This is a genomic window from Rossellomorea aquimaris (assembly GCF_020172085.1).
GTDB classification, from domain to species: domain Bacteria; phylum Bacillota; class Bacilli; order Bacillales; family Bacillaceae_B; genus Rossellomorea; species Rossellomorea aquimaris_E.
On the sequence record NZ_JAIVAT010000003.1, the window covers coordinates 302,386 to 326,529 of the forward strand.

At 41.3% G+C, this 24,144-nt stretch carries 31 protein-coding genes; 24 read left to right on the forward strand and 7 right to left on the reverse strand.

The window, feature by feature from the left end; genetic code table 11:
• Positions 1–327: 327 nt before the first annotated feature.
• The 5 genes from LCL96_RS02220 (at position 328) to LCL96_RS02240 (ending at position 2,901) form a co-directional block, all read left to right on the forward strand.
• A complete protein-coding gene (locus LCL96_RS02220; RefSeq protein WP_224939858.1) occupies positions 328–798 on the forward strand; it encodes an NUDIX hydrolase in 471 nt (156 codons plus the stop codon).
• Entirely contained in the window at positions 795–1,556 is a 762-nt protein-coding gene (locus LCL96_RS02225) for a hypothetical protein (RefSeq protein ID WP_224939859.1), read from the forward strand. Before LCL96_RS02220 ends, LCL96_RS02225 begins: the two co-directional genes overlap by 4 nt.
• A 14-nt stretch (positions 1,557–1,570) precedes the next feature.
• Complete coding sequence (locus LCL96_RS02230; RefSeq protein ID WP_224939860.1) at positions 1,571–2,137, forward strand: GNAT family N-acetyltransferase; 567 nt, start codon at positions 1,571–1,573, stop codon at positions 2,135–2,137.
• Positions 2,115–2,618 (forward strand): phosphoribosylanthranilate isomerase, encoded by a 504-nt coding sequence (locus tag LCL96_RS02235; RefSeq protein WP_412103554.1) that lies wholly within the window; start codon positions 2,115–2,117, stop codon positions 2,616–2,618. The genes LCL96_RS02230 and LCL96_RS02235 overlap by 23 nt, the downstream gene beginning before the upstream one ends.
• A gap of 73 nt (positions 2,619–2,691) precedes the next feature.
• Positions 2,692–2,901, forward strand: coding sequence for a hypothetical protein (locus LCL96_RS02240; protein WP_224939862.1), 210 nt, complete (start codon positions 2,692–2,694; stop codon positions 2,899–2,901).
• A 51-nt stretch (positions 2,902–2,952) separates the two neighbouring features.
• On the opposite strand, the gene LCL96_RS02245 is transcribed toward LCL96_RS02240, so the two are convergent.
• Positions 2,953–3,447 carry a hypothetical protein gene (locus LCL96_RS02245; protein WP_224939863.1) on the reverse strand — a complete coding sequence of 165 codons (495 nt, stop codon included), beginning with the start codon at positions 3,445–3,447 and terminating at the stop codon, positions 2,953–2,955.
• A gap of 120 nt (positions 3,448–3,567) precedes the next feature.
• On the opposite strand from LCL96_RS02245, the gene LCL96_RS02250 reads away from it, so the two are divergent.
• From LCL96_RS02250 to LCL96_RS02305, 12 genes are all read left to right on the forward strand, one after another.
• The gene (locus LCL96_RS02250) at positions 3,568–4,362 is read left to right on the forward strand and encodes a class I SAM-dependent methyltransferase (RefSeq protein WP_224939864.1); all 795 of its coding nucleotides are present in this window, start codon (positions 3,568–3,570) and stop codon (positions 4,360–4,362) included.
• A gap of 13 nt (positions 4,363–4,375) precedes the next feature.
• Positions 4,376–4,819, forward strand: a complete 444-nt coding sequence (locus LCL96_RS02255) for a pyridoxamine 5'-phosphate oxidase family protein (RefSeq protein ID WP_224939865.1) — start codon at positions 4,376–4,378, stop codon at positions 4,817–4,819.
• 118 nt (positions 4,820–4,937) lie between these two features.
• The gene (locus LCL96_RS02260) at positions 4,938–5,462 is read left to right on the forward strand and encodes a sigma-70 family RNA polymerase sigma factor (RefSeq protein ID WP_224939866.1); all 525 of its coding nucleotides are present in this window, start codon (positions 4,938–4,940) and stop codon (positions 5,460–5,462) included.
• Positions 5,455–6,471: a DUF4179 domain-containing protein gene (locus LCL96_RS02265; protein ID WP_224939867.1), complete on the forward strand. Its 1,017-nt coding sequence runs from the start codon at positions 5,455–5,457 to the stop codon at positions 6,469–6,471. Before LCL96_RS02260 ends, LCL96_RS02265 begins: the two co-directional genes overlap by 8 nt.
• A gap of 156 nt (positions 6,472–6,627) precedes the next feature.
• A complete protein-coding gene (locus LCL96_RS02270) occupies positions 6,628–7,155 on the forward strand; it encodes a chloramphenicol phosphotransferase CPT family protein (protein WP_224939868.1) in 528 nt (175 codons plus the stop codon).
• Between the two features lie 33 nt (positions 7,156–7,188).
• The gene (locus tag LCL96_RS02275) at positions 7,189–7,527 is read left to right on the forward strand and encodes a hypothetical protein (RefSeq protein WP_224939869.1); all 339 of its coding nucleotides are present in this window, start codon (positions 7,189–7,191) and stop codon (positions 7,525–7,527) included.
• Positions 7,528–7,605: 78 nt separating this feature from the next.
• The gene (locus tag LCL96_RS02280) at positions 7,606–7,800 is read left to right on the forward strand and encodes a hypothetical protein (RefSeq protein ID WP_224939870.1); all 195 of its coding nucleotides are present in this window, start codon (positions 7,606–7,608) and stop codon (positions 7,798–7,800) included.
• 133 nt (positions 7,801–7,933) lie between these two features.
• A complete protein-coding gene (locus LCL96_RS02285; protein ID WP_224939871.1) occupies positions 7,934–8,446 on the forward strand; it encodes a hypothetical protein in 513 nt (170 codons plus the stop codon).
• A gap of 9 nt (positions 8,447–8,455) precedes the next feature.
• The gene (locus LCL96_RS02290) at positions 8,456–8,998 is read left to right on the forward strand and encodes an RNA polymerase sigma factor (protein WP_224939872.1); all 543 of its coding nucleotides are present in this window, start codon (positions 8,456–8,458) and stop codon (positions 8,996–8,998) included.
• Complete coding sequence (locus tag LCL96_RS02295; RefSeq protein WP_224939873.1) at positions 8,985–9,677, forward strand: hypothetical protein; 693 nt, start codon at positions 8,985–8,987, stop codon at positions 9,675–9,677. Before LCL96_RS02290 ends, LCL96_RS02295 begins: the two co-directional genes overlap by 14 nt.
• A 400-nt stretch (positions 9,678–10,077) precedes the next feature.
• Entirely contained in the window at positions 10,078–10,632 is a 555-nt protein-coding gene (locus tag LCL96_RS02300) for a nitroreductase (RefSeq protein WP_224939874.1), read from the forward strand.
• 66 nt (positions 10,633–10,698) lie between these two features.
• A complete protein-coding gene (locus tag LCL96_RS02305; RefSeq protein ID WP_224939875.1) occupies positions 10,699–11,151 on the forward strand; it encodes a GNAT family N-acetyltransferase in 453 nt (150 codons plus the stop codon).
• 53 nt (positions 11,152–11,204) lie between these two features.
• Here the strand turns inward: LCL96_RS02305 and LCL96_RS02310 are convergent, their stop codons facing one another.
• Complete coding sequence (locus tag LCL96_RS02310; protein WP_224941263.1) at positions 11,205–12,170, reverse strand: quinone oxidoreductase family protein; 966 nt, start codon at positions 12,168–12,170, stop codon at positions 11,205–11,207.
• Between the two features lie 369 nt (positions 12,171–12,539).
• Here LCL96_RS02310 and LCL96_RS02315 point away from each other — a divergent pair, with 369 nt between their 5' ends.
• Complete coding sequence (locus LCL96_RS02315) at positions 12,540–13,745, forward strand: MFS transporter (RefSeq protein WP_224939876.1); 1,206 nt, start codon at positions 12,540–12,542, stop codon at positions 13,743–13,745.
• A gap of 415 nt (positions 13,746–14,160) precedes the next feature.
• A complete protein-coding gene (locus LCL96_RS02320; RefSeq protein ID WP_224939877.1) occupies positions 14,161–14,979 on the forward strand; it encodes a lipid II flippase Amj family protein in 819 nt (272 codons plus the stop codon).
• Between the two features lie 186 nt (positions 14,980–15,165).
• Here LCL96_RS02320 and LCL96_RS02325 read toward each other — a convergent pair whose 3' ends face one another.
• Positions 15,166–16,560, reverse strand: coding sequence for a DUF2252 family protein (locus LCL96_RS02325; RefSeq protein WP_224939878.1), 1,395 nt, complete (start codon positions 16,558–16,560; stop codon positions 15,166–15,168).
• A 337-nt stretch (positions 16,561–16,897) separates the two neighbouring features.
• On the opposite strand from LCL96_RS02325, the gene LCL96_RS02330 reads away from it, so the two are divergent.
• The 5 genes from LCL96_RS02330 to LCL96_RS02350 are packed head-to-tail and all read left to right on the forward strand — an operon-like array spanning position 16,898 to position 21,219.
• A complete protein-coding gene (locus LCL96_RS02330) occupies positions 16,898–18,112 on the forward strand; it encodes an MFS transporter (protein WP_224939879.1) in 1,215 nt (404 codons plus the stop codon).
• A 60-nt stretch (positions 18,113–18,172) separates the two neighbouring features.
• Entirely contained in the window at positions 18,173–19,021 is an 849-nt protein-coding gene (locus LCL96_RS02335; protein ID WP_224939880.1) for an alpha/beta fold hydrolase, read from the forward strand.
• A 13-nt stretch (positions 19,022–19,034) separates the two neighbouring features.
• Complete coding sequence (locus tag LCL96_RS02340) at positions 19,035–19,901, forward strand: phosphotransferase family protein (RefSeq protein WP_224939881.1); 867 nt, start codon at positions 19,035–19,037, stop codon at positions 19,899–19,901.
• 29 nt (positions 19,902–19,930) lie between these two features.
• Positions 19,931–20,344 carry a GNAT family N-acetyltransferase gene (locus LCL96_RS02345; protein WP_224939882.1) on the forward strand — a complete coding sequence of 138 codons (414 nt, stop codon included), beginning with the start codon at positions 19,931–19,933 and terminating at the stop codon, positions 20,342–20,344.
• A gap of 2 nt (positions 20,345–20,346) precedes the next feature.
• Positions 20,347–21,219 carry an alpha/beta fold hydrolase gene (locus LCL96_RS02350; RefSeq protein ID WP_224939883.1) on the forward strand — a complete coding sequence of 291 codons (873 nt, stop codon included), beginning with the start codon at positions 20,347–20,349 and terminating at the stop codon, positions 21,217–21,219.
• Between the two features lie 5 nt (positions 21,220–21,224).
• Here the strand turns inward: LCL96_RS02350 and LCL96_RS02355 are convergent, their stop codons facing one another.
• The 4 genes from LCL96_RS02355 to LCL96_RS02370 form a co-directional block, all read right to left on the reverse strand.
• A complete protein-coding gene (locus LCL96_RS02355) occupies positions 21,225–22,244 on the reverse strand; it encodes a DUF4179 domain-containing protein (RefSeq protein WP_224939884.1) in 1,020 nt (339 codons plus the stop codon).
• Positions 22,241–22,804, reverse strand: a complete 564-nt coding sequence (locus LCL96_RS02360; RefSeq protein ID WP_224939885.1) for a sigma-70 family RNA polymerase sigma factor — start codon at positions 22,802–22,804, stop codon at positions 22,241–22,243. Before LCL96_RS02360 ends, LCL96_RS02355 begins: the two co-directional genes overlap by 4 nt.
• Before the next feature lie 403 nt (positions 22,805–23,207).
• Positions 23,208–23,714: a sporulation membrane protein YtrI gene (gene ytrI, locus LCL96_RS02365; protein WP_224939886.1), complete on the reverse strand. Its 507-nt coding sequence runs from the start codon at positions 23,712–23,714 to the stop codon at positions 23,208–23,210.
• Positions 23,711–24,046 carry a YtrH family sporulation protein gene (locus LCL96_RS02370; protein ID WP_034756917.1) on the reverse strand — a complete coding sequence of 112 codons (336 nt, stop codon included), beginning with the start codon at positions 24,044–24,046 and terminating at the stop codon, positions 23,711–23,713. The genes ytrI and LCL96_RS02370 overlap by 4 nt, the downstream gene beginning before the upstream one ends.
• Positions 24,047–24,144 lie beyond the last annotated feature (98 nt).

A 24,144-nucleotide genomic window follows, 5' to 3' on the forward strand; every position in this document is an offset into this window, starting at 1 on the left:
TTGGAGAGAAGTGAATGATGCACTATTGCTGGTTTATTTAATAGTGGGATTCCTTATGAATGTTCTTATCTCAAAAATCAGAGATTTGAGTTCGAGGAATAGCAGTTCCTACAAATAAAATTCGAAAAGAACGTTGAATGATTTTCAATCAGGATTAATTAATGGAATTAAGGATGAATTAATCTGAAATAAGATTAATTATTTTAAATCGGTTTAAATAATGGATCAAAATGGATTAATTGATGATCAACGCTTTAATCTACCTACTTATTTTACAAGTGAATCCTAGCCTGACCAAGTAACAGAACCAATAAAGGAGGGAAAACCATGAATTACGTCAAAGATCTACGAAAATTAGTCGGAACCAGACCCTTAATCCTGCCCGGGTCTGTCGTCCTCATTCTAAACGAAAAAAATGAATTACTACTTCAGCACCGAACGGATGGGGGTTGGGGACTTCCAGGAGGATTGATGGAGCTTGGCGAAAGTTTAGAGGAGACGGCACGGAGAGAAGTCAAGGAAGAAACGGGATTGGATATAGGGGAGCTGACCCTGGTAAACGTCTTCTCTGGTTCGGATTATTTTTTCAAAGTATCGAATGGGGATGAATTGTATTCCGTCACGGCCGTTTATGCCACAAAGGACGTGGGAGGAAAACTGGAAGTAGATGCAACAGAATCGGTTGAAATCCAATTTTTTAAACTGAATGAACTGCCGGACGGGTTAACGGATGAATATAAAAGCTACATCACGCCATACATAAATCAATTAAAGAAAGAATTCGAGGTGCAGAAATGATCGCTTCAGACAGCATCTTAAAGACTTGGGAGAAATTTAAAGATTTTCCGATGGAGACATTAACAAAGGTCTGGTTTTATAACGGGGGAACTGCGAAGAAGCAGCGTGATGTTTCTCTTATGCGGGAGCATCGGGAACAATTCGGCATGTCGGGAAATTGTTTCGATCTTGCACTGTGGTTACTTGATGAGTTTAAAAGGGATGGCGTCGAGGCCTATCCTGTCGGTCATAATTTGAATTCGAAAGATGCTCATGCGGCCGTTATCGCATTAAATGAAAAAGGGGAACGGTTTCTTTGTGACCTGGGTGATCAATGGTTGAATCCCATTCTTATAGATACAAAGAGTCCTGATTATTCGAACGAAACATTAAGTGGTTTCTTTCCTGCTGCAAAGGTGCAGGTTCAGGCTCATCCGTCAGGTACGGAAATCCGATATCATCGACCGAATGGAAAAGTATCGAAGCAAATTTTCCAAACTGATCCGGTTGATAGGGATGTGTTCTTATCGGCTGCGGAACATTCTCAACATTTGATCAAGCCCCATCCATTACTGGAGTGCAGAATCCCGTACAAAACTGAAATCGCTCATTGGGAGTTTTACAATTGGGAGAGCTTTCTAAGTACGACAGAAGGATTGATGAAGGATTCCAAGCTGGGAACAGTGGAAGAATGGGCTGAACGAATCCATGGGAAAACGAGCTACGACAAATCGGTTCTAATCGAAATATTAGAACATTACAGACGCATTCAAGTATGAAAGGAACAACGACAATGAAAACAACTCAATGGCCGAACGTAACATTAAGAGAATTGACACTGGATGATGCAGAAGACCGTTACCAGTGGTGCAAGGATAAAGAAGTAACCCAGCACTTGAACATGCCCGATAAATATCCTCCATTCAGCCGGGAAGAAACCCAGAACTGGATTGACATGTGCATCAACAAGACCAATGGATATGAGCAAAAAGCGATTATCACGGAAGATGGCAAACACATCGGGTGGATCGATTTGAAAAATATCGACCGTATGAACAAACATGCAGAACTTGGAGTCGCGATCGGGGATAAGACCTATTGGGGCAAAGGGTACGGATTAGCTGCCATGCGAGAGATGCTTCAATGGGGATTCGAGGAACTGGGACTTAACAAGATCTGGCTCAGGGTTGAAGTCGATAATGAGCAAGCGATCAAGTCTTATAAACTGATCGGATATGTGGAAGAAGGTATATTACGACAGGACCGATTGAGGAACGGTGAATTTGTAGACCGACTGAGAATGAGCATCCTAAGAGAGGAGTTTTTCAATGAAGAAAGTGGACCATCAAAAGTTTCATGAATTTATCAAAATAGCAAACAAACTGAATGCTATAGGAATCACGCCATTGCTAATGGGCTCGGTGGGTTTAGAAGTGGTCACGGGCAGAAGCTGGGACGCACAGGATCTGGACATTCATGTGCCAGGAGATAAACGAGGATGGGAAGTGCCGGCTGAAACATCCATACATAACTGGAATGAGATTGAGAACATCATGGCTACGATGAGCTATAACCTGATCGATCTCCATGAACATGAATTTACGAAAGCTGATCTTTCCGTTGAGTTCGGCATTATCGACACGCTGCCCGATTTCGCAGGAGTGCGATTAGAAGATCTAACGATTCATAGAGATGGAGAAGTGAGTTACTATCTACTGAATCCCGAGCAATATTTACGTGTTTACGAGGCTTCTTCTAAAGACAGCTATCGGGCAGATCAGAATAATCATAAGGATTTGGGCAAAATCGAGTATTTGAGAAATGCGACACACAGTAAATAAAACGACAACTCGTGGAACCAGCAGGATATGTTACAGTTAAAATATAGGAAATGTAGTAAGAAGGAGGGAAACGATGTACTTCTTAATTTTTCTGGGGATTGTCGTTGTGTATTTTGCGATCCGGATTTTCATTGGTTCGAGGAAAATGGAGTTTTATGGAGATAGCATCAAAAAGAATTCGCCGGATCCAAGAGAAAAAGCATATCAAAAATCCGCCCAACATTCTCAACAAGCCATGAATGCTAACAATCAAACTGGTGGAGGGGGAGGGCCTTCTTCTTAAGGTCCAGCAGAAAGGGAACTCCCGCATAGTGAAGTTCCCTTTGACTCCTTTTCATTGTTTCAAACTGTCCAACAATCCGCCATCATCCAGATTCCGAATCGTCACAATCTTCCCTTCGTCATTGAGATTGATTCTTCCAGTGACGGTAGCGGTTTTACTCTTACCATCCTTACTATATTCCACTTTGACTTTATAATCATAAGCAAGATCTTGATCTTTTTTCAATTCAATATTGGCCGGTTTCAACTGATACCCATTTTCATAAGCCATCCGTTGATACAACAACAAATGATTAGCATTCAGCATGTCTTCCCAACTCATAACCAGAGGCTTATAGTTCTCTTCTACATATTCTTTCAACTCAGGTGGAAAGGCTCCGTCTTCTTCAAACGCAACCGTGAGTTCATCAGTGGGTCCGGTAAATTCCTTTTTCAAAAACGTTTCAATGGTTTCTACATGTTCATTTTGTGAATTACAGCCAACAACAAGAACCAAGAGTGTCGATGTAACTATCAGCTTTAAAAGTGGACTAATCCGTTTTTTCATAAACCATATCGCCCCCTTGGGTTATATTTACGGAACAGGGATGGTAAAAGTTTCAATTTTTCCGAGGTCTTTGGTGCTTTCAGGTGCAGGAATGAAAATAAAGAGTGTGGAGGAAAAAACATGAATTCATTAGAATCACAATATCGTAATCCGACGAAACTGAATACCCGGATCAATATTCATGAGACATACAGTGAAAATAAAAAGGATTGGCATCTATGGCTATTTGAACAGATGAACATCTCCCCAAATAGTAAGATTCTTGAGGTGGGATGTGGAGACGGCACTTTTTGGATGAAGAATAGAAAGCGGATTGATCCTAGTTGGAACTTGATTCTCTCTGATTTTTCAGAAGGGATGGTTGAATCGGCTCATAAGAATGTAGGGGTGAACCCTAACATTCAGTACAGTTCATTCAACATTGAGGATATTCCTTTTGCAGAAAACCATTTTGATATCGTGATAGCCAGCCACATGCTGTATCATGTCCCAAATCGGAAAAAAGCGTTAGAAGAAGTAAGACGGGTGTTAAAACCAGATGGTACATTTTACTGTTCAACCATTGGACAGAATCATTTGAAAGAATTTGGTGAGTTGTTAAAACGTTTTGATCCACATTTAGACTTCCCATCTGCCAGAGAACACGCCTTGAACTTCGGAGTGGAAAACGGGGCTGCCCAGCTTCAAGAGTATTTCAATGAAATCGGGTATAAAGACTTTGCAGGAGGACTGAAAATCACAGATGAAAAAGCAATCGTGGATTATCTGCTTTCCTCTAATACAGACCTGAATAAAATATTGGTCAATGACACATTATCAGATTTTCTTTCATTCCTTAAATCGGAAAAAGAAGAGAATAATGGAGCGATTTACATAACGAAGTCGACTGGATTGTTTGAATCCAAACGATCATGAGGAGATGAAAAACTTGAAAATCATATATGGTAATAAAAGCTTTAAACTAGATGAATTTCTTGTAAAACCTTTATTTGCCCATCTATCCACACTATCCAAAGAAGGACCAAGGGAGTCCCCAGTATGGTTTTACTGGGAAAATGAGCACATCTATATCATCGGAACCCCATCCTCAGACACCTTCCAACGAAGAATCGAAGAAAACCCAGCGTGTGCCATAGGTATCGTCGACCTGGATCACACTACCGGAAAAGTCCTTCATGCAGGGTTCAGAGGGGAAGCCACAGTGGAGCCATTTGATAAGAAGATTGCAACGAAATTACTGGAGCGGTATCTGGGTCCGGATGAAGAGAAGTGGGATCGCAGGTTTCAAGGATTGGGCGATAGCAATGTCCTTATAAAATTTGTGCCCGAGACGGTGGTTGTGAGGGATCAGTCTTTTGTGCCGAGTATTTGATTTTAGACTAAATTTCTTATTCTTACAAGATGGCGATTCTTAGGTTTCGCTATCTTTTTTTGCTTTTTTTGGAACTGAATTGTATCTCACAATGTCTAATAAGGGAAAGGAGGGCAATATGAATAAATACAAGTTGGTAGAAAAAGCAATAAAGGGAGATAAAAAAGCCTTTGCTCAACTCATTGAAGAGGAGAAGGTCAAGCTATACAGAACAGCTTTTCTTTATACAAAAGATAAGGATGATTCACTGGATATTGTTCAAGATTCAATATATAAAGCACTTATATCTATAAAGAATCTCAAAGAGCCTAATTATTTTTCCAGTTGGTTAATGAGAATATTGATTAATTCTTCATTAGACTTTATTAAAAAGAAGAAAAAGGTTGTTACATTGGATTTTGAAATTATTGATGAGTTCCCGATTGGAAAACCAAAGACTGACTATAAATTAGATCTCTTTGAAGCATTAGACGGTCTGAGGGAGCGGTACAAAACCATCATTATCCTAAAATATTATCAAGACAAGACGCTGAAACAAATAGCGGAATTACTAGATCTTCCTGAAGGTACTGTAAAATCAAACCTTCATCGTGCTCTCCAAGAACTAAGAAACTTGATAGGGGAGGATTGTGTAAATGAATAAGGTTATAAACAAATTCAAAGAAGACGTTGAGAATGTAGAGATACCACTCGATGAGTTAGATGCTGTAATTAAAAAGGAAATCATCGGTCATTCGAGAAATAATAGAAGTAGGAAAAAGGTTTTGTTCGCTATAGCAACGGCTATTCTATTTTTTATTTTACTATTAGGAAGTAGCTATGTATCCCCGACAATGGCCAATGTATTGAGTAAAATTCCATTCATCAGTTCTGTATTACCTTCTACTGATGTAGGCTTACAAGCAGCAAATGAAAAGGGTCTAGTGAAATCAATCGGACAAACAGTTAATCAAGAGGGGATTATGATCACTATCACAGATGTCTACTATGATCATTCAAGATTAGAGATTGGATACTCTATTCCTTTTGAAGAAGAGGGACTTGAAACATTGAAAAAGTACAAAATTTTAGGCGTTGCAAAAGCCAATATTGAAGTTGATTCTCAAGACGTTGGGTATTCTGGCCATTCTACTTTAAGGAATGATTACATTATTGGAACGATAACGATAGATAATCATGACTTACCAAAATTTAAAGATAAGGTAAACATCACACTAGATATTACTGAAGTGTTGAATAAAAAAGGTCACTGGGAGTTTCATTTGTCAGCAAAAAAAGCTGAAGAGGATATCATTATTCATCCAGATCAAGACGTTCGTGAAGGAGATTATGTCTTTTCTATTAATACGATTGAATTAACCCCAGGTAGTACAAAAATGGAATACTCCTTCTCAATTCCTTCAAGTGAAGAGGAATTTAATGAACAAGCTCTAGATTTTAGTTTAATAACGGATACTGGGAAAACAGTTGCGACGATAAAAAAGGATATGATTTTTATAGAGAATTCCGATGATCGGAGACAATATAATAGTCAAATCCTGTTTGAACCGATAGAGGATGTAGAATCTCTAACCGTAACACCCATTATTAAAGATTCAGATGGTAAAGGTGATTTCTTAGATGGACTTGAATTTGAAATCCCAATTCCTTAATAAAAATGAGAGTTTATTTAGGAAAGTTAATAATATGGAAATCCCGATTATGGGAACCTTATTTTACCTAATTCAATCTATAAGCATATTTGTACTTGCCAAAATCGTCTATAGTATCTATCTTAAGTAAAATAATTTGAAAGAGAGGCCATACCCATGACAAACATCATCATCCTAAACGGAGGATCAAGCTCAGGAAAAACAACACTTGCAAAATGTCTCCAAAATTCATTGACCGAGACATGGATGAGATTCAGCATCGATGATCTAATCGAATCGATGCCTGATGCCATGCTCAATAAGGACAGCGGAATCAAACTCGATGAAGACGGGTCCGTCAGTCCGGGTGCAGAATTTCGAGAGCTTGAATCGGCATGGATGCACGGTATTGGAGAGATGGCACGAAGAGGTGCCCGGATCATCATTGATGATGTATTCCTGAGCGGAGTGGAAGCCCGTCAAAGATGGGAAACTTCCTTGGAAGGATTGCAGGTGATATGGGTTGGTGTCTTCTGTGATCCGGCCGTCGCGGGTGCCCGTGAGAAAGAAAGAGGGGACCGTATTGAAGGAATGGCTATATCCCAGGCTGTTGCGGTGCATGAAGGCATGAACTATGATGTAACCGTCGATACATCTAAGACATCGTTGAAAGAATGTATTAGGTTGATTGAGCAACAGATGTAAGCTTTAAAGAGATTTCAATAAAGGTGGATTTTTGTGTTTTCAAAAAAAAGAATGCTAGCTTCAGGGTTCATCTTATTCATCATATTATTCGCCATATTGGATTATAAGTCCCCAACCAGTGATGAATTTGAACAATGGATGTTGAAGGAGAATGACATCGAGTGTACGGAAAATGGCGGAGTTAAAAAATGCATGAAGAACAACCGTGTGATATGGGGACGTTCAGGGCATTATCGAAACGTCGGTTTTTTTTCTTCCTACGAAAGGGATTACGAGTATGATACGGGAGAACAAATTACCTTTAGGACCTTTGGTTTTCTGGGGAAAATCATTCCCATGGAAGATGGACGGATTTGGGGTATTGTGAATTAACTCAAATAGAAAGTGGTGCCCAGTTATGGATATTTATGTTAAAATAAACGTATTGACTATTTTCTGGAGGAAGAAATCATGAACGATGTATCAAAAGGTCTCCTTTTCGTATTAGGAGGAATTGTATTCTTGTTAGTATCCTTGATCCTTTCGCTGCCTACTCCTTTATGGGCTGTTATTCTTAGTGTAAGTATTGTTTTAAATTGTACAGGGACTGTGTTTCTTATTAGGTATATTAAGAAACCTGATCAGGGAGTAGGGAAGTCGAAATAACATGTTGAGAGCTTCACTCTTTTTGGAGAGTGGAGCTCTTTTATTTATTTGAAAAAAATGGATGTGCCATCGAACCCTTTCAATCGTTTACTAGTAATAGTAGTAAATGAAAACAACAGAGGGGGAGAAAAGTTTGGAAAATCATAAACTACTAATCATGATTGGACTTCTAGTTCTGCTGTTCAGTGGTTGTGCAGCCTCCAAAAAAGAGGTGAAAATTGCAGGCAATGTGAAGACTTTCGGGAATAAAGTTTCAGTTAACGGTACCAGTACACTGGAAAAAAATTCAGAGATCAAGGTTGAACTTATAGATATTGAAAGTGATGCCGTCCTGGAGGAAGCCATTGTAAAAGTGAACGCAGACCGGACTTACAGTGCAAATTTTTCAAGAGAAAACAGAGATGAGGAACAAAAGTTAGTCGTCACCTTTAAGCCGGAAGAACAACCTGCCGATATACAGAAGATATACGGTCCCAAAGGTGAAAATATTGGAGATGGATCTCCGGGCTTGGTAAAAGAGGGAGAATTTGCACGCATTCAAATGTTCGATTTTATTTATAAAGTTGAGAAAGGGAGTGTAGGGCAAAGAACATTTCTGCTCGATACCTTTAATAACCTCAGCGAGAACAGTAGTGGAGGGGAGTGAATTAGTCCTTTGTTTATTGAAGAGTCAAAAGCAGAAAAAATTTTCAGAGAATATAGGGATTATGTATATAGAACAGCTTTACTATTAACCAAATCACGTAGTTTAGCAGATGATATCACACAAGAGACATTCATTCGCCTCTTGAGTAAATATGACAGGTATGACGACACAAGGCCGATCAAACCCTGGATTTATACCATCACCATGAATGTCGCCAAGACCGTCACGAAGAAACAAAGGATAGTAAAATGCTTCTCGTTCTTTTCTGATGATATTGCCAATGATCAGATAGATTCGGTTGAAAAGAGTTTCTTGAAATCAGATGAAATGCGGGAACTGTGGATGGCCGTCAATTCCCTTTCGTGGAAAAGCAAAGAGATCGTTGTTTTGCATTTTTACTCCGAGTTCACGTTGAAGGAATGTTCCGAGATTCTCGGGATTCCTATAGGGACGGCAAAATCCAGGTTGAATACAGCACTTAAGCAATTGAGGCGTCTCGAATTACAGGTGGAATTGAATCTAACCAAGGCGGGATTATATGAAGAAAGATGAGTGGAAGAAGTTATTTGAACATTTGGATGAAACCGAAACATCTTCAATTGAATTTCAAAACGTTTGGAGAAAAGCGAATCGGAAGAATTGGAAGAGGCGTCTTTTTCAATCAGCCGTCCCTAATGTAGCCTTCCTGTTGGCCATTCTGATCCTCACTCCTCTTGCAGGATACTATCTCATTAATCCAGAACAGGTTTTGCATTCAGCTCAATCAACGGCTAACGATACAAAGAGTCATTATGATCTGTCAGGAAAAGTGTACAACTTCCCTAACCAAATCGTCATTAAGGGAGAGACTGAATTACCAGAAGGAGCAATACTCACGATTGAGCATTTAGAAAGCGATGAAAAAACGCTTATTAGCAAAGGAAAAGTGACAACCACTTCAGATGGTTATTTTCAATACACGACTAACCGTCTTGAAAGAGATAAAGAATATATTGTCAAGGTAATGCTCTATCCCCATTTACAAAATGATACTATTAAAAAATTGCTTGGTAGTAAGGGAAAGAATTTGAAGAAGGTAGAGAATGAGGAGAGTGTATTTCACTATCATTATAAAGAAGTTGAGTATTCTGGTTTGAAGTTGGTGGGGCTTGTGAATAAGGTCGAGGACACGACGCAACAAGTTACATCGGAATTTCTGGTGAGTGAACAAGAATATGAGACTGTTCATTGAGACAGGTCATTCATGTGGCTTCATAGTGCATGTACTATGAAGCCACATTCCAAAAAAAAGAGCTTACCAATAAACTCGGTAAGCTGCTACAAATAAGGAATTTTTCGATTTACATCAGGGGTCTTACCTTGAACCACTATCTTCAAGATGAAGAAGATATGTTTAGTATACTATCGAATTCTCGTGAGTAAAGGGGATATGCCTAGATGAATATTTTGAAATTTTTCCAGCAACACTCCTTTTCGTGAAAAGGAGTATTCAGAAATATCACTTTACAAGTGAGAATGATAATTGTTATCATTTAAAGGAGGTAGAGTTAGGAATAAAATCTAAAGTATAGACATCTTCATTTGAAACAGAAAAACCTACTCTAAGCATCTTTATATGAGGAGATCATACAATGGAAAAAAAGAAATCGAATTTAGCCAAAATCATTCGTGAACGCCGCTCGATCAAAAGCGGATATACAGATAAAGACGTGACAGAGGAAACGGTACTTGAGTTATTGAATGATGCCATCTGGGCACCGAACCACGGGTTAAGGGAACCATGGAGATTCATTTTTGTCTCAACTGAGGAGAAGGAAGGGTTTGTTGAAGGTTTAGTGAAAACTTTCTCTCCAGACATGCAGGAGAACCGGAGAAACTATTTTAGCCAACCCACCGCATTCCTTATTGTGGTCATGGAAGAAGATCCAAGACAAAAACAGTGGGAAGAGAATTTTGGTGCGGTCAGCTCGCTTATTCAAAACTTCCAATTGCTTGCCTGGGAACAAAAACTTGGAGTCGTATGGAAAACAAATCCCCATATTTATGACCCTAAAGTGCGTGATCTACTGAATGTAAAACCAGGAGAGAAAATTGTTGGCTTCTTGCATATGGGCTATTTTGAAACAGCACCGCAAGTGAGACCTCGCACATCTGCAGAAGAGAAGCTGACGGTTTATAAGAACTGACTTTAAAGGTTTTCATTTTTCAGTAGTATAATAGTTAGAAATGTTATTTTCTTAGGAGAGGTACATATGAATATCCGAAAACGAAGGTTAGATGAAGATCTTCCTATGGAATTACTTCTATTAGCTGACCCTTCAGAAGAAATCGTCAAAGAATATGTCGCCAGGGGAGAATGCTTTGTAGCGGAGCTTGAGAATACTATCGTTGGAGTGTACGTCTTGCTCCCAACTAGACCCGAAACCGTTGAGCTAGTGAACGTGGCTGTTGCTGAAGAATTGCACGGAAAAGGTATAGGAAAGCAGCTGGTAATGGATGCCGTCAAGGTGGCCAGGGAGAGAGGGTACACGACCATCGAAGTGGGTACCGGAAACTCTGGCGTCGGTCAGCTTGCTCTTTATCAAAAGTGTGGATTCCGGATCGTTGGGGTAGATTTAGACTTTTTCACCCGGCATTATGCTGAAGACATTTTCGAAAATGGAATCCAAGTCAGGGATATGATCCGGTTGACTCAGGAATTATAGAAGGCAGTTAGTGAAAAGAGACCCAGTCTCGGAATTGGACTGGGTCTCTTTTTTTAAGGTTTTAATAAAATCTTTCCTGTACTCTTTCTGCTTTCCAAATACTCATGAGCTTTCGCGCCCTCACTTAAAGGAAAGACCGTTGGTTCAGAAACATTTAACTTTCCTTCTTGAATCCATCCAAACAACTCATGTGAGCGGATCACCCGTTCTTCGTGAGACGTCAAGACATTCCAAAGGTCTCCACCGGTCAACGTTTTCGAGGTGTCCATCAGCATCCGCGGATCAACTGAAACAGGATCGCCTCCCGCCATACCGAAGAAAACGACCGTCCCTCCGATGCGAGTTGCTTCAAAGCTTTTCATCAACGTCGAGCCCACAGATTCATAGACAACGTCAGCGCCTTTACCATTGGTCACTTTCTGGACTTGCTGTTCCCAGTCTTCACTGTATAAAAACATATGGTCTGCACCAACAGCAAGCGCCGCCTGCCTCTTTTCCTCTGAAGACGTTAACCCGATGACTGTGCCGCCTAATATCTTAATGATTTGAACAAGAAGCTGTCCGACTCCTCCTGCTGCCGCATGAACTAAAACGGTATCCCCATTTTTAACGCGATAGCTGTCTTTTGTTAAGTAATGAGCAGTAAGGCCTTGTAATAAAAGGGATGCAGCGGTTTCAAATGAAATTTCGTCAGGAAGCGGAATCGCTTTTTCCACTGGAACTGACACAAGTTCAGCGTTGGCATACGGTACATCGGCAAAAGCGATTCGCTCCCCGACTTTTATTTCAGTCACGTTCGTTCCAACGCTTTTAACGATCCCCGCTCCTTCATACCCACAAATGTACGGAGGATTTCCTGCTAAGTGATAATTTCCTTTTCTTCTATATACATCCGCGAAATTCAGGCCGATTGCCTTCATTTCAACTAAAACGTCATCCGGTCCGATTTCGGGCGCATCGATCTCCTGGTAATGCAGGACATCCGGTCCACCGAATTTTTCAAATACAAGTGCTTTCATCATCGACTCTCCTCTATTAAATCATTCCTTTTTTAGTGTACCCACTTCCCTGCCGTTTGACTAGGAAAGAGCTTACTGTTCATAGGTACTTCCAGGTGCCTATGCCACTTCAAAGTGCGTTCTTCCCAAAAAGTTAGCTATCCCTCATAATTCAGTTTAGCTTTTCAAACAGTACCTATCGGATTTTGCCAAAGGGGTTTGAAAGGTATATAGGCACTTAATGGTCCTTAGGTTACAAATAAGTACCTACATGACTTTAAAGTGCGTACTTCTCATAAATATTTGTACCCATTATCATAATGTGTACAGGGAAACGGAAGGCGCCTTCGTTTCTCATTTCATTCAATCATTTAAGGAGGAAGTTACGTTATGAGTTCAACTTCAGCTACTATAGATCAGTCAAAAACGAAAGGCGGCACACCGGCGTTACTTGCCCTTGCCATCAGTGCCTTTGGAATAGGAACGACAGAATTTGTCCCTGTTGGATTATTATCATCGATCGCCGATGATTTATCGATATCGATCACACTCGCAGGATTATTGATTTCAGGCTATGCCATTGGAGTCGCCATCGGAGCACCGGTTTTGACGGCATTGACCAGTAAGATGAGCCGGAAATCGCTGCTTATGTCATTAATGCTCTTATTCATTGTAGGAAACTCGGTTGCGGCCATGTCCACAAGCTTTGGACTATTATTAGTTGCCCGTTTTATCACAGCCTTTTCACACGGCATTTTCTTCTCGATCGGGTCGACGATCGCTGCCGATTTAGTCCCTGCCCATAAGCGGGCCAGCGCGATTGCCTTTATGTTCACTGGATTGACGGTCGCAACGGTAACAGGAGTACCACTTGGAACCTTTATCGGGCAGGCATTCGGATGGAGAGCCACGTTCTGGGGAGTTGCCCTTCTCGGTATCGTAGGCATCATTGCAAGTTCCATCCTTGTGCCGAAAAACTTAAAGGAAGCACCACCTGCCAAGTTCAGTGAACAATTGAAAATTTTAACGAATGGTCGATTATTACTAGCCTTTGCCATTACAGCCCTTGGATATGGCGGAACGTTCGTTGCATTCACGTATTTAACACCATTATTAGAGGACGTAACAGGATTCAGTGCCAAATGGGTAAGCATTATCCTGCTTGTATACGGAATTGCCGTAGCAATCGGAAATGTTGTCGGAGGGAAAGCTTCTGATAAAAATCCGTTAAAAGCGTTATTCTGGATGTTTGTTCTCCAAGCCATCATTCTATTAGCTCTTACATTTGCAGCACCATTCAAAGTGGCAGGGCTTATCGCCATCTTCCTTATGGGATTATTCGCATTCATGAACGTGCCGGGACTTCAGATTCTTGTTGTGAACCTGGCTGAAAAATACGTTCCATCAGCAGTCAATGTAGCATCTGCTCTTAATATTGCCGCGTTTAACGTCGGAATTGCCATCGGTTCCTTTGTAGGGGGGATCATTGTAGATGGAATCGGTTTGATTCACACACCTTGGATTGGTGCCATTATGGTGGCAGGAGCGGTTCTGTTAACAGCCTGGCTTCGTGGAATTGAACGGAAATCAGCATAAGAATTGGTTGGAGGATAGAAAGAACTAACGGGTTAAAGGAAGACATGTTTTGTGATTGAAGAAGGATTGTCATAAAATCCTCATTACGGATTCGTTAGACTATTGAAAAGCACTTAGGCATTTGAATATGCCTGAGTGCTTTTCTTTTTTGGTGAAATGAAGGGAGTGTATGGATGAAGGTTTTTCGTTAAACGGATTAATAATCGTGATTCAGGATTATTAATGAAAGATCAAGGAGGGTATTTACCATCCAGAAGGTGATCTTCAATTTAAGACGTTAAAAGAAGTTCAGCCTTTTCACTGGTATGAAGCGTATAGAAAATAATGCAAAGGAATTAAAGCGACATTTAAAAAATACGAAATGTTCCTTTTTTTAATGCTATAATATGTTTGGATAAAAAAGGGAGTTGTCACTGTGGATTTAATATCGTTACCGGTTATCTCGATTGCACTATTTATTTTAATCATACATAGCATTGAAACACTCGCTTATGCGGTCAGGTTATCAGGTGCAAGGGTAAAACTTATTGCTTCTGGTCTTTCGTTGTTCAATATGATGGTAATTGTTTCAAGGATGTCGAATATGATGCAACAGCCTTTTACAGGTGGTCTCATTGATGCTGCGCCTGAAGGTCATGAATTAGAAGTGATAGAAGGCCAATTCAGGGTGCTGATTGGTGCCTCGACTATAGGGACATTGGTAGGAATCTTTTTATTGCCAACGTTCGTTGCTCTATTTTCCAGAGGAATTATCCACCTTTCAGAGCAGGGCGGTTCCGTTCCTCGGTTGATCAAGCTCGGATTTAAGAATGACCTATATAAAAGAGGCATCAATCATTTTTCTAAGCCGGGTCGGAGATATTTGAAGGGAATCAACTTGAGAAGCATTCCAAAGAGGTTATTTTTCATTAATATGATGATTACAGCGGTTTATACAATTGGTGTTCTATCTGCGCTGTATGCGGCAATTATCGTGCCTGATCGAGGATTTGCTGCCACCATGGCCTCTGGATTAATCAATGGTATCGCAACCATTCTATTAACCTTGTTCATTGATCCGAAGATTTCCGTGATGGCTGATGATGTGGCAAATGGGAAGGGGAATTATTCTGAGTTAAAGGGGCTATCCATCATGATGGTTCTGTCAAGGCTTTTCGGTACAGTGGTCGCGCAACTCATCTTCATCCCGGGCTCATATTATATTGCTTGGATGTCTCAGTTTTTTGTTAATTAAAACGTATGAAATGGGTAAGGGGAAAGTAAGTCGACTCAAGTTAACCTGAAAAGCTTAATTTGTTATAGAAAGCATAAAACACTATAGACTAATCTACATCAAGAGGGAATTAACGTAGGGAAATTGTCTTGAAAGTATATAGAGTAATAGAAGAACCCCCCCTTTTAGAAGGGGGTCTTCTTCTGTTTACGGCAACCGATTCTCCTGCATCAATTGAAGAAAAGATTGATAATCCGCATTTACCTGATCCGCATAATCTCCTGCTAAATCCACCACTGTTGTCTTAAATTGTGGCCATACATCTATGGCTTGCAGTGCACCATCCTCAAAATTATAGGAAATGAATTGATCCTGATAATCCCGATCAGCACGTGCATGAGCATAGGCAAGGGCTTGTGCCGAGTATTTTACAAAGCTGTCGAGATCTGATTTGCTGTTGAAATCAACTGGATCTAAACCATGTTTCCAAGGGGAAATCCTGCGGACAAGATACGATTTACTCCCTCCTGCTAAGACGCCCATATGATCATCCACCTGGTCTTGAAGTCCTTTATAAGCGACCCGAGCAGTATCTGCTGTACCATTTAGTTGATTATTGTAGGTAGAAGCATCCGTAAGTGGATTGACGAACATATTCGGTTTCAACTGTTCCTTGACTTCCAGAAGTTGATCATCGTTTGTTGCGCTTGTTGGTCCTTCAATTAACACATAATATTTCTCTACTCCTAAGCTCCCCAAGCCTGAATGAAGGCGGCGGGCACGATCCTTTACATCAAAATAATGGGTATCCCAGCTGCTAACCTTATCTGAAATATCCTGAAGGTAGGAAGACCAATGTCCTTCCAAATCTGCTAAATCACTGCTGTCAACGACAGATAAATCTGGATTGGACCAATCGAATTGACGATTCCCACTGCTATTGATGACCGTCCATTTGTCTAGAGCGTGTGATGCATCCCGGCTGATGACATCATCCATTTCGTCATCGATGAATCCTGTCACTGTCGCTTTATCCATCTTCACACTCGTTTCCCCTGCATTACCGTTCACGCTTGTTAGCGTATCCTGATACTCCGTCAGAAACGACATAGCCAGGTCATCGGCTTCTGCTTGAGACAGACTCCAATCTAATTGGTCCTTCAATAGATAAATACTGGTCGTATAACGCAGTAAATCCCAATAAAAAGGCCCTATGTATGAATCATCGAAATCATTCAGGTCAAATACGATATCCCCTTCGTCATTATCAAAGAACCCTACATTTTGAGTATGGAAATCCCCAGAAAGCCACGTATCCACATTGTTGGTTGTGGTCCATTCATTAGGAATCTGAATCGTCCCATTATCGAGGTCTTGGTAATAAAGGAAGTTCGTTGCGCGGTAAAAAGCAAAAGGTGAATCTTCCATCGCCTGGTATTTCTCCGTTTTCACTGTGTTATCTGATATGTACGCATTGGCGTTCGAGATTTCCTGTTGGAGATGATCCGTGCGGGTAGAACTGTTTGTCATCGCTAGTCCATTAAGGGGTCCTGTCATAAGTATGCCGGCCATACTTATGCATGCTAAAGCACTACGTTTCATGAAATGTTAAGCTCCTTTTTATTTCGATTCTCTACAAAGAAACCCTATCATAGAAAGGTGCGTTCATTTTCTTATTTACATAAATTTTACGGTAATGATAGTCAGTCTTAACACTTCAGATCTACTGAATGTGATTGGCTTACTTGACTTCCAGGTTGAAGATTCAAAATATTTATGAAATAATTACCAGTACCAATATAAGAAAGGAATAGAGCTATGATCCCGATTCTTTTTCAAAACCCCTTCGATCATTAGACCTCATTCATCGTGTGGAAACCGCCTTAAGATGAACGAATTACTACGAGTGAATTGTTCATTTTAAGGAGGATTATGATACATGAATAGACAACTACTAATCTTGTTGACTGGCAGGATTATCACGAACTTTGCAGACAGCTTCTACATGATAGCCACGATCTGGTACGTGAAATCGGCTACGTCTTCACCCTTTTTCATCGGACTGACCAGTGCTGTGGCCATCCTGCCCGTTACGATTCAATTTCTATATGGTCCCATCATTGATCGTTTTTCAAAACGAAAGATTCTTTATACAGCCATGCTTGGACAGGGCGTCCTTGTTGGGGTCATATCAGTCTTGTATTATGGTCATCTCTTATGGCTGCCATTATTATTCACATTGATGTTTCTGGCTCTTTCCTTATCGGAATGTACCTATCCAACTGAAAGTGCCCTGATCGAAAGTCTGACTCCACATGATCAGTTGACGAAGGTGAATTCGATTTTTTCCTTTTCCTATCAAACCCTCGATATCATTTGTGATGCCGTATCGGGAATACTGATCGCCTTTATTGGTATAGGGCTGATTTATGTGACGAATAGTGTTTTATTGGTTGGGACAGGCATCCTGTTTCTATTTTATTTAAACGTCCCCCGCTCGAAAAAGGAAACGGACGTACGAACCGGCCGCTTCCTCATGCAGTACAAGGAAGATTTCAAAGAAGGATTTCTAGTCGTGAAAAAACGTCATACGCTTCTAAGCCTGGTGTTCGGCATTATCGGGATGAATGTCATGGCAACCATGGGGATGTCCATGCTTCCGGTTATTTCTGAATCAACTTCGGAATACGGATTCTGGCTGACGGCCGTATCTCTTGGCACCTTATCAGGGACCATCCTATCCAGTCAGGTTGAGAAGTTTGCGCTTAATCGCACTTTGCCACTACTGTCATTATGGTCCGGAGTGTGCTGGATGCTGGCATTTGTATGGATTGACGTTCCCTTTCTGCCTTATCTCTTGTTTGCTTTATCATGGATGGGGATCGGCATCATTGGGATTTATGTGCAAACCTTGATTCAGATCAACCTTCCAAAGGGATATATAGGGATTGGCTTTGCCTTCCTTTCATCGCTTCTCGGATCCCTGAGTCCTTTAGGCTACCTGCTCGGCGGGGTGATTGGGGAGTTCACTTCAGGAAAATTTCTATTGGAGTTGTCGTCACTCGGTTATTTAGTTTTTACCGTATACTTCATGCTCCATCCAAAATTAAAAAAGCTAAACAATCCGTTAAGCGTACGTTTTGAAGAATCGTGATTCAACAGGTTTCCCTTTTTAGGGAGACCTTTTTTCAAGCATATAAAGTGGGGTGTAGGGATGAACAGTTGGGAAAGAAAGCTACTCCAAACAACACGCGGAGTATTTGAAGTATTCATGAAGGGTCAGGGAGATCCGTTATGTGTCACCCACCATTATTCCGAGTTCAATCATACAGGAGACTACTTCGCAGAGACCTTCACTCGTACGAACCAAGTCTTTTTGATTAACTTACGGGAAGCAGGGGGTTCTGACAAAGCATATGAACCGTATCAGCTCAGTATGTTGGAAACGATATTTGATCTGGAAGCGGTCAGGGAAACATTAGGTTTTCAACGCTGGGGATTTGCCGGCCATTCCACTGGCGGGATGTTGGGAGTTCTTTACGGAATACATTTCTCGAAAAGTCTGGATTTTACCGTGATCGTCGGAGCTGCAGCGAGAGAATATATGACCTTTTCCGAAGACTGTATTTACAACCGGGCACATCCTGATTACGAAAGGATGCAGGAACTGATTGAAACACTGAAGCAATCGGATTTATCACTTAAAAAAAGAAAAGAATTGTCAATTGAAAGGACGAAATTATCCTTACATAAACCTGAGAAATATCGTGATCTTTTTTCCAAGGATATTCATAAAGGAATGGCTGCTGCACGGATGAACTTTTTCATCCGTGAAATACACGTCTATGATGTCACGAGAAAACTGGAATTGATTCACGTCCCGACGTTGATCATGTGCGGCCGATATGATGTGCAATGTCCGTTGAACTATTCGATTGAAATGGCTGAGGGTATATCAGATTCAAGATTGGTCATCTTTGAGAGGAGTAACCATTACCCGTTCCTTGAAGAAGCAGAGCGATTTGCGGAGGAGTATGAGGCGTTTTTAGAGGAAAGGAAATAGAGGAGGTACACACGTGGAGTCACAATATGAAAATCGAATAAGAGAAATGTACCCTGAGTTCACGATCACTCACAGCGAAATGAACATAATCGGACAGAACAATGATGTTCTCATCGTCAACGGTTCACTTGTGTTCAGGTTTCCGAAGTATCTGGAAGGAATCAGGAAATTAAAGAAAGAAACGAAGGTGTTGGAAGCGGTAAAGGGTACCATTTCATTACCGGTTCCATACCCTCTTTATCAATCCATGGAACCTGAGGAAGTGGGGAAGGTGTTCACGGGATACAAGATGATTGATGGTGAACCATTCTGGCCAGGAGTTTTTAAGGATCATGAAGAACATAGTCAAAAAATCGCTTCACAATTGACGGGGTTTTTGACTGAATTGCACTCCCAGTCTATCGATGATTTAGAAATCGAGAAGAAAAGCATTGATGATATACGAAGTTCAATCGTCGATTTATACAATCGGATCAAGGAGAAGCTTTTTCCACATATGAATGAAAACGCAAAATGCGAAGTAAGCCACCATTTCGATTCATTTTTATCCAAAAGTGAACTACTGGATTTCCAACCGGTCCTCATTCATGGAGACTTTGGGGCTTCGAATATTCTATGGGATGCGAAGAGCCAGGAGATCTCCGGAATAATCGATTTTGGTGAAACTGAAGTGGGAGATCCTGCTTACGACTTTGCAGGGCTATTATCCAGTTACGGGGAACACTTCGTCCGCACCTGCCTGGACATGTATCCGAATGGGGAGCACATTTTGGACAGGATGGCTTTCTATAGAGGGACATTCGCGTTGCAGGAAGCGCTCCACGGCTTTGAGAACCACGACCGGGAAGCATTTGAGAATGGGATGAAGAGATATAGATGATTACGTTCGCAAATGGAAGGGAGTCTTCTATGGAAGAATTGAAATCAACACCCATCGATCCTGATGTCAGAACATTACTATCTTTTGCGACGGCCCATGAGAAAGTCAAAGTGGAATATGATTTGTACATTCATTCCTCCCAGAGAAAGCTATTTGGGTTTGTGAAGAACAACGCTCTGCTTGGGTGTATCGGGATTGAGTTACTGGATCATGATTGGTGCGAGGTCAAGCATATAGCCGTGATGCCACAACACCGTGGTGAGGGGATTGGGAAACAGATGATTGATTTTATCAGGAGACATGGTTCTTTCTCGGGTATTACTGCTGAGACGGATGAAGAAGCAGTGATGTTTTATAAGAAAATAGGGTTTGAGGTTAGGAGTTTGGGTGAGAAGTATCCGGGGGTGAAGCGGTTTAAATGTCGATTAAGTATGGAGGAATGAACATGAAACAACGGACCATAATGGTGGACAACCATCCCTTTATTGTCTATGAAATCGGAGACCGACAGCTTCCACCTCTCTTATGCCTGCACGGGATGACAGCCGATTCCAACAGCTTCATTGAACTTGCCGGGCATCTCCGTAACGATTTTCATATCATCCTATTAGACCTTCCCGGACACGGAGAAACCGCCCCTCTTGACGGTGAAGAAGACTACCTTTTTTCCTCATTAGCGAATCGGATCATGGGAGTCATCAACAAGATGACGTCTGAACCAGCATATGTGTTGGGGCACTCCTGGGGAGCTGACCTGTCATTACATCTCGCGGCGAAATTCCCTGATAAAATAAAGGGGCTAATATTAATTGATGGAGGGTATGTTTTCCCTGAAATGGTTGTGGGATATACAAGGGAGAAGGCTCATTCCGATTGGGCAGAGTATATTGATTCGAGCCGATATCGGTCTTGGGAAGATATAGTAAACACATACAAGGAGTACACGACACGGCCTTGGGATCAGCAGCTCGAGGGAATCATTTCTTCAAACTTTGTAAAAGAGGATGGCCATTATCAATTGAGAGCTGACAGGGACAGTCTTTTGGCAACGATTAAAGCCTTTTATCTTGAACCATGTTCGACAACGTATCCATTCATTGAGTGCCCTGTTTTATTCTTTCATGCTACTATTTCGGACTCAGACCGTTCACGTCAGCATGGAATCGAAAAACTGAAGAGTGCGTTGAAAGAAGTGAAAGTAGTCGGGTTCGAGAATTCGAAACATAATGTGCATTGGGATTGCCCTGAGTTAGTGGGGAAGGAAATCCGAGATTGGAATAAAAAATACCCCCCTATTGAAGGCATATATAGGGGGTGACGAATTTAGTTATTTAGGTTAATGATAATGGGTTCAAGCTTGATTTCGGTATGGCCTTTTCCAAACATGAGACTGGCAATTTCAACGGGCTCAATGATGAGTTGACTGGCACCATCCTGAATGGTTCCGAATGAAGTGGTACCTTCAAGTGTTTTGCCGTTGTCCTCAGAAAAGCCGCCTCCACCTGTTCCATCGATGTAGACATGACCAAGATCGTCTTTCACGGTGAATGTAGGCGTTACCTCTGGCCATTCCTCGAGAAGTGAGTCCGTCACCACCTGCTCATATGCAATCACCGTTGATACATCTGTAAGCTCAACGGATTTTAACATGAAGTGAATATCGTTCGTCTTAACGGTTTCGTTTACAAGCCTGACGTCTCCATCCAGCCGTTTCAATGAAAAGGCGAAGGACCAATCTCCATCCACCTCTACATCATTGGAAGTACTGTAAAGCGTCTGTGGTTCCCAAGTAATCTCTACCTTATCCGGAGTGTCGCCGCCTTTAAAGCTTGGGGTGATGGTGGATAACCCGACATAGCGGTTATCGCTGATCTTCGTGATTTTACTGCTCCCACCGTTACCGATGGCCCCTTTTATGTCAAACCAATTGGCCCCTCTAGTCGGGCCTTCCCCAAAGTCTTTATCCGTTTCCATGGCATATGAGACCGTAATATTCGTGCCGTCGTACACGGCATTATCAATCAGGACGGTCACTCCGTTGCTACTCTCTGAAAGTCCGATATCCGTTGAATACTCGTCAAACTCTTTGTATGTGTCGTCAACACTGAAATAGTCTATAACATCATCCATGAACGGAATCTGAGTAGCGAAAGAGGGATAGGCAAAGCCTGCTGCGGTAGAGACACCGATCAGCATGACAGATGCAACCGCTATATTCCTCCATACATGTGTCTTTTTACGTTTTTTTAGGACGTGTTGTTTAACTCGCTTTTTTTCCAAGTCCGTCACTTCTTCCAATTCAAGTGTATCGATATCTATATCTATCCATTCCTTCATGCTCATACCAGTCGCTCCTTTAATGTCACATTCGAGGCTAATTTTTTCTTCCCACGGTATAATCGGTTATCCACAGCTGCTTTAGAAAGGTTTAATTGCTCCGCGATTTCGATATTGGTCAAATCCAAATAATATTTCATCATGAAAATATCCCGGTCCATTTCATCGAGCTGACTGATCGCTGCTAATAATTCGTTTTTCTCTTCCCGTCGCAGTACGGAAGTGTCGGTTTGGAGAGGACTTGATTTTTGCTGAAGGGATTCGTCGGACTGTTCACGGGCGTTCCGTTTTTCAGCCTGACGGTACCGGTCGATGGCCTTATATTTGGTGATCATCCCGATCCACTTTTTGAAATCCTCTGCGTCGCCTTGAAATTGATGATCATTTTGCCAGACAGTGAGGAACACATCATTGATACATTCATCGATATCAAGACGATTTCCATTGTGTAAAACCTTTGTGGCGATGGTTTTTACAAGTGGCATATAGACATCGATAATATACTCCAATGCATCTTCTTTTTTCTTTTTTAACCTGGTGATGAAGTTGGTCGGTGAACTTTTCATTGAATTCGCTCCTTATATGGTTGAAAGGCCTTTTCATAAAGTACAACGAATGGACTTAGAAGTTATTCTCATGAAAGTCGGTTAAAACTAGTATATATGTATTTTTTATACAATTGAGGTTGTTCCGGGCATTATCGAGTTATTCGTATATGGTTAATTTTGGTATTTGGCGCAATTACAGATCCATTTGACGCAAATATCAAAATAATGACGCAAAAAATTCAGTTTTGACGCAAATGTGCTCGGAAATGACGCAAATACCATGAAAGGGCAGAAGAAGTAACCCATCATGCCCGCTCAAGTAAGGATTCGGACGAGGGTTCCCTCTACATTCAAATTTCAACACATTACTTCTCTCAAAAACGAAAAAAGAACCTGCCACCGACAGGTTCACCCAACCCAACTAATCATCATCGTACTTCAACTCCAGCGTAATCTGAGTCGTCGTATAGAAGTACATCTCCCTGACTTTCAACCGAAAGTTTTTATCATTCAGCTTAACGGTTTTATTCTCAATAATCTTCTTGATAAGCTCTTTATTCCCATATACTGTTTCTAAATCTTTGGTCAAAAGGCTCCGCAAATCTTCGCTCAGCCGATCTTCGGTTTCATGAATACTGAGCAGTTCCACTTTTGTTTTGGTCGTATTGATGATCTTCACTTTAACTTCCTGAATGGTCAGTTCGTTTTCATTTTCTTTGTTTAATTGTTTGTATTCTTCCTGCAGATAGGACAGGGTGTTTTTCAGTTTGCTGATTTCATTTTTTTGTTCTTCTATTTTTAGGGCCTGTTTTTCATGCATGGTGCCGAACATGAAGAGGAAGATCATCCAGCTGATGATGCCTCCTACGACCATTCCGGCGAAGAACCGCTGCCAGGAGGGAAGGCGGTAGAATGGGGGGATCCTCATGACGGCATATGTTCCTGGGTGAGCCAGGTGATGATCATGGCGGCTGTGTTGGCTCCTCCGAGGGCAGACAGGATCCACAGGAATTGTTTAAAGAGTTCTTTTGTCTCCCCGTTCAGAAAGCCTTTTTCAAAGCTGTACACCGTATCGAATGTGCCGCCGATTGCTGCGATGATGGCCCAGATGCGCAGGAAATCGGATAGTCGTCTCATTTCAATGAATAAGGGCTGCCCCATGGCGAAAGAGGCCAATCCGCCGAGCAGTGATCCACCTAGAAGTACCCCCATAGCAATAAAGAAGCTTTTGAATAATTCCGGAAAGAAAGCTTCTGCCATTTCATCATCTCCATCTATTACGTGTCTTTACGATAACTATATGGGATTGGGGGACAAGATATGAGGGAGAACATATTTTCTTTTTTGAGGTTTCTTTC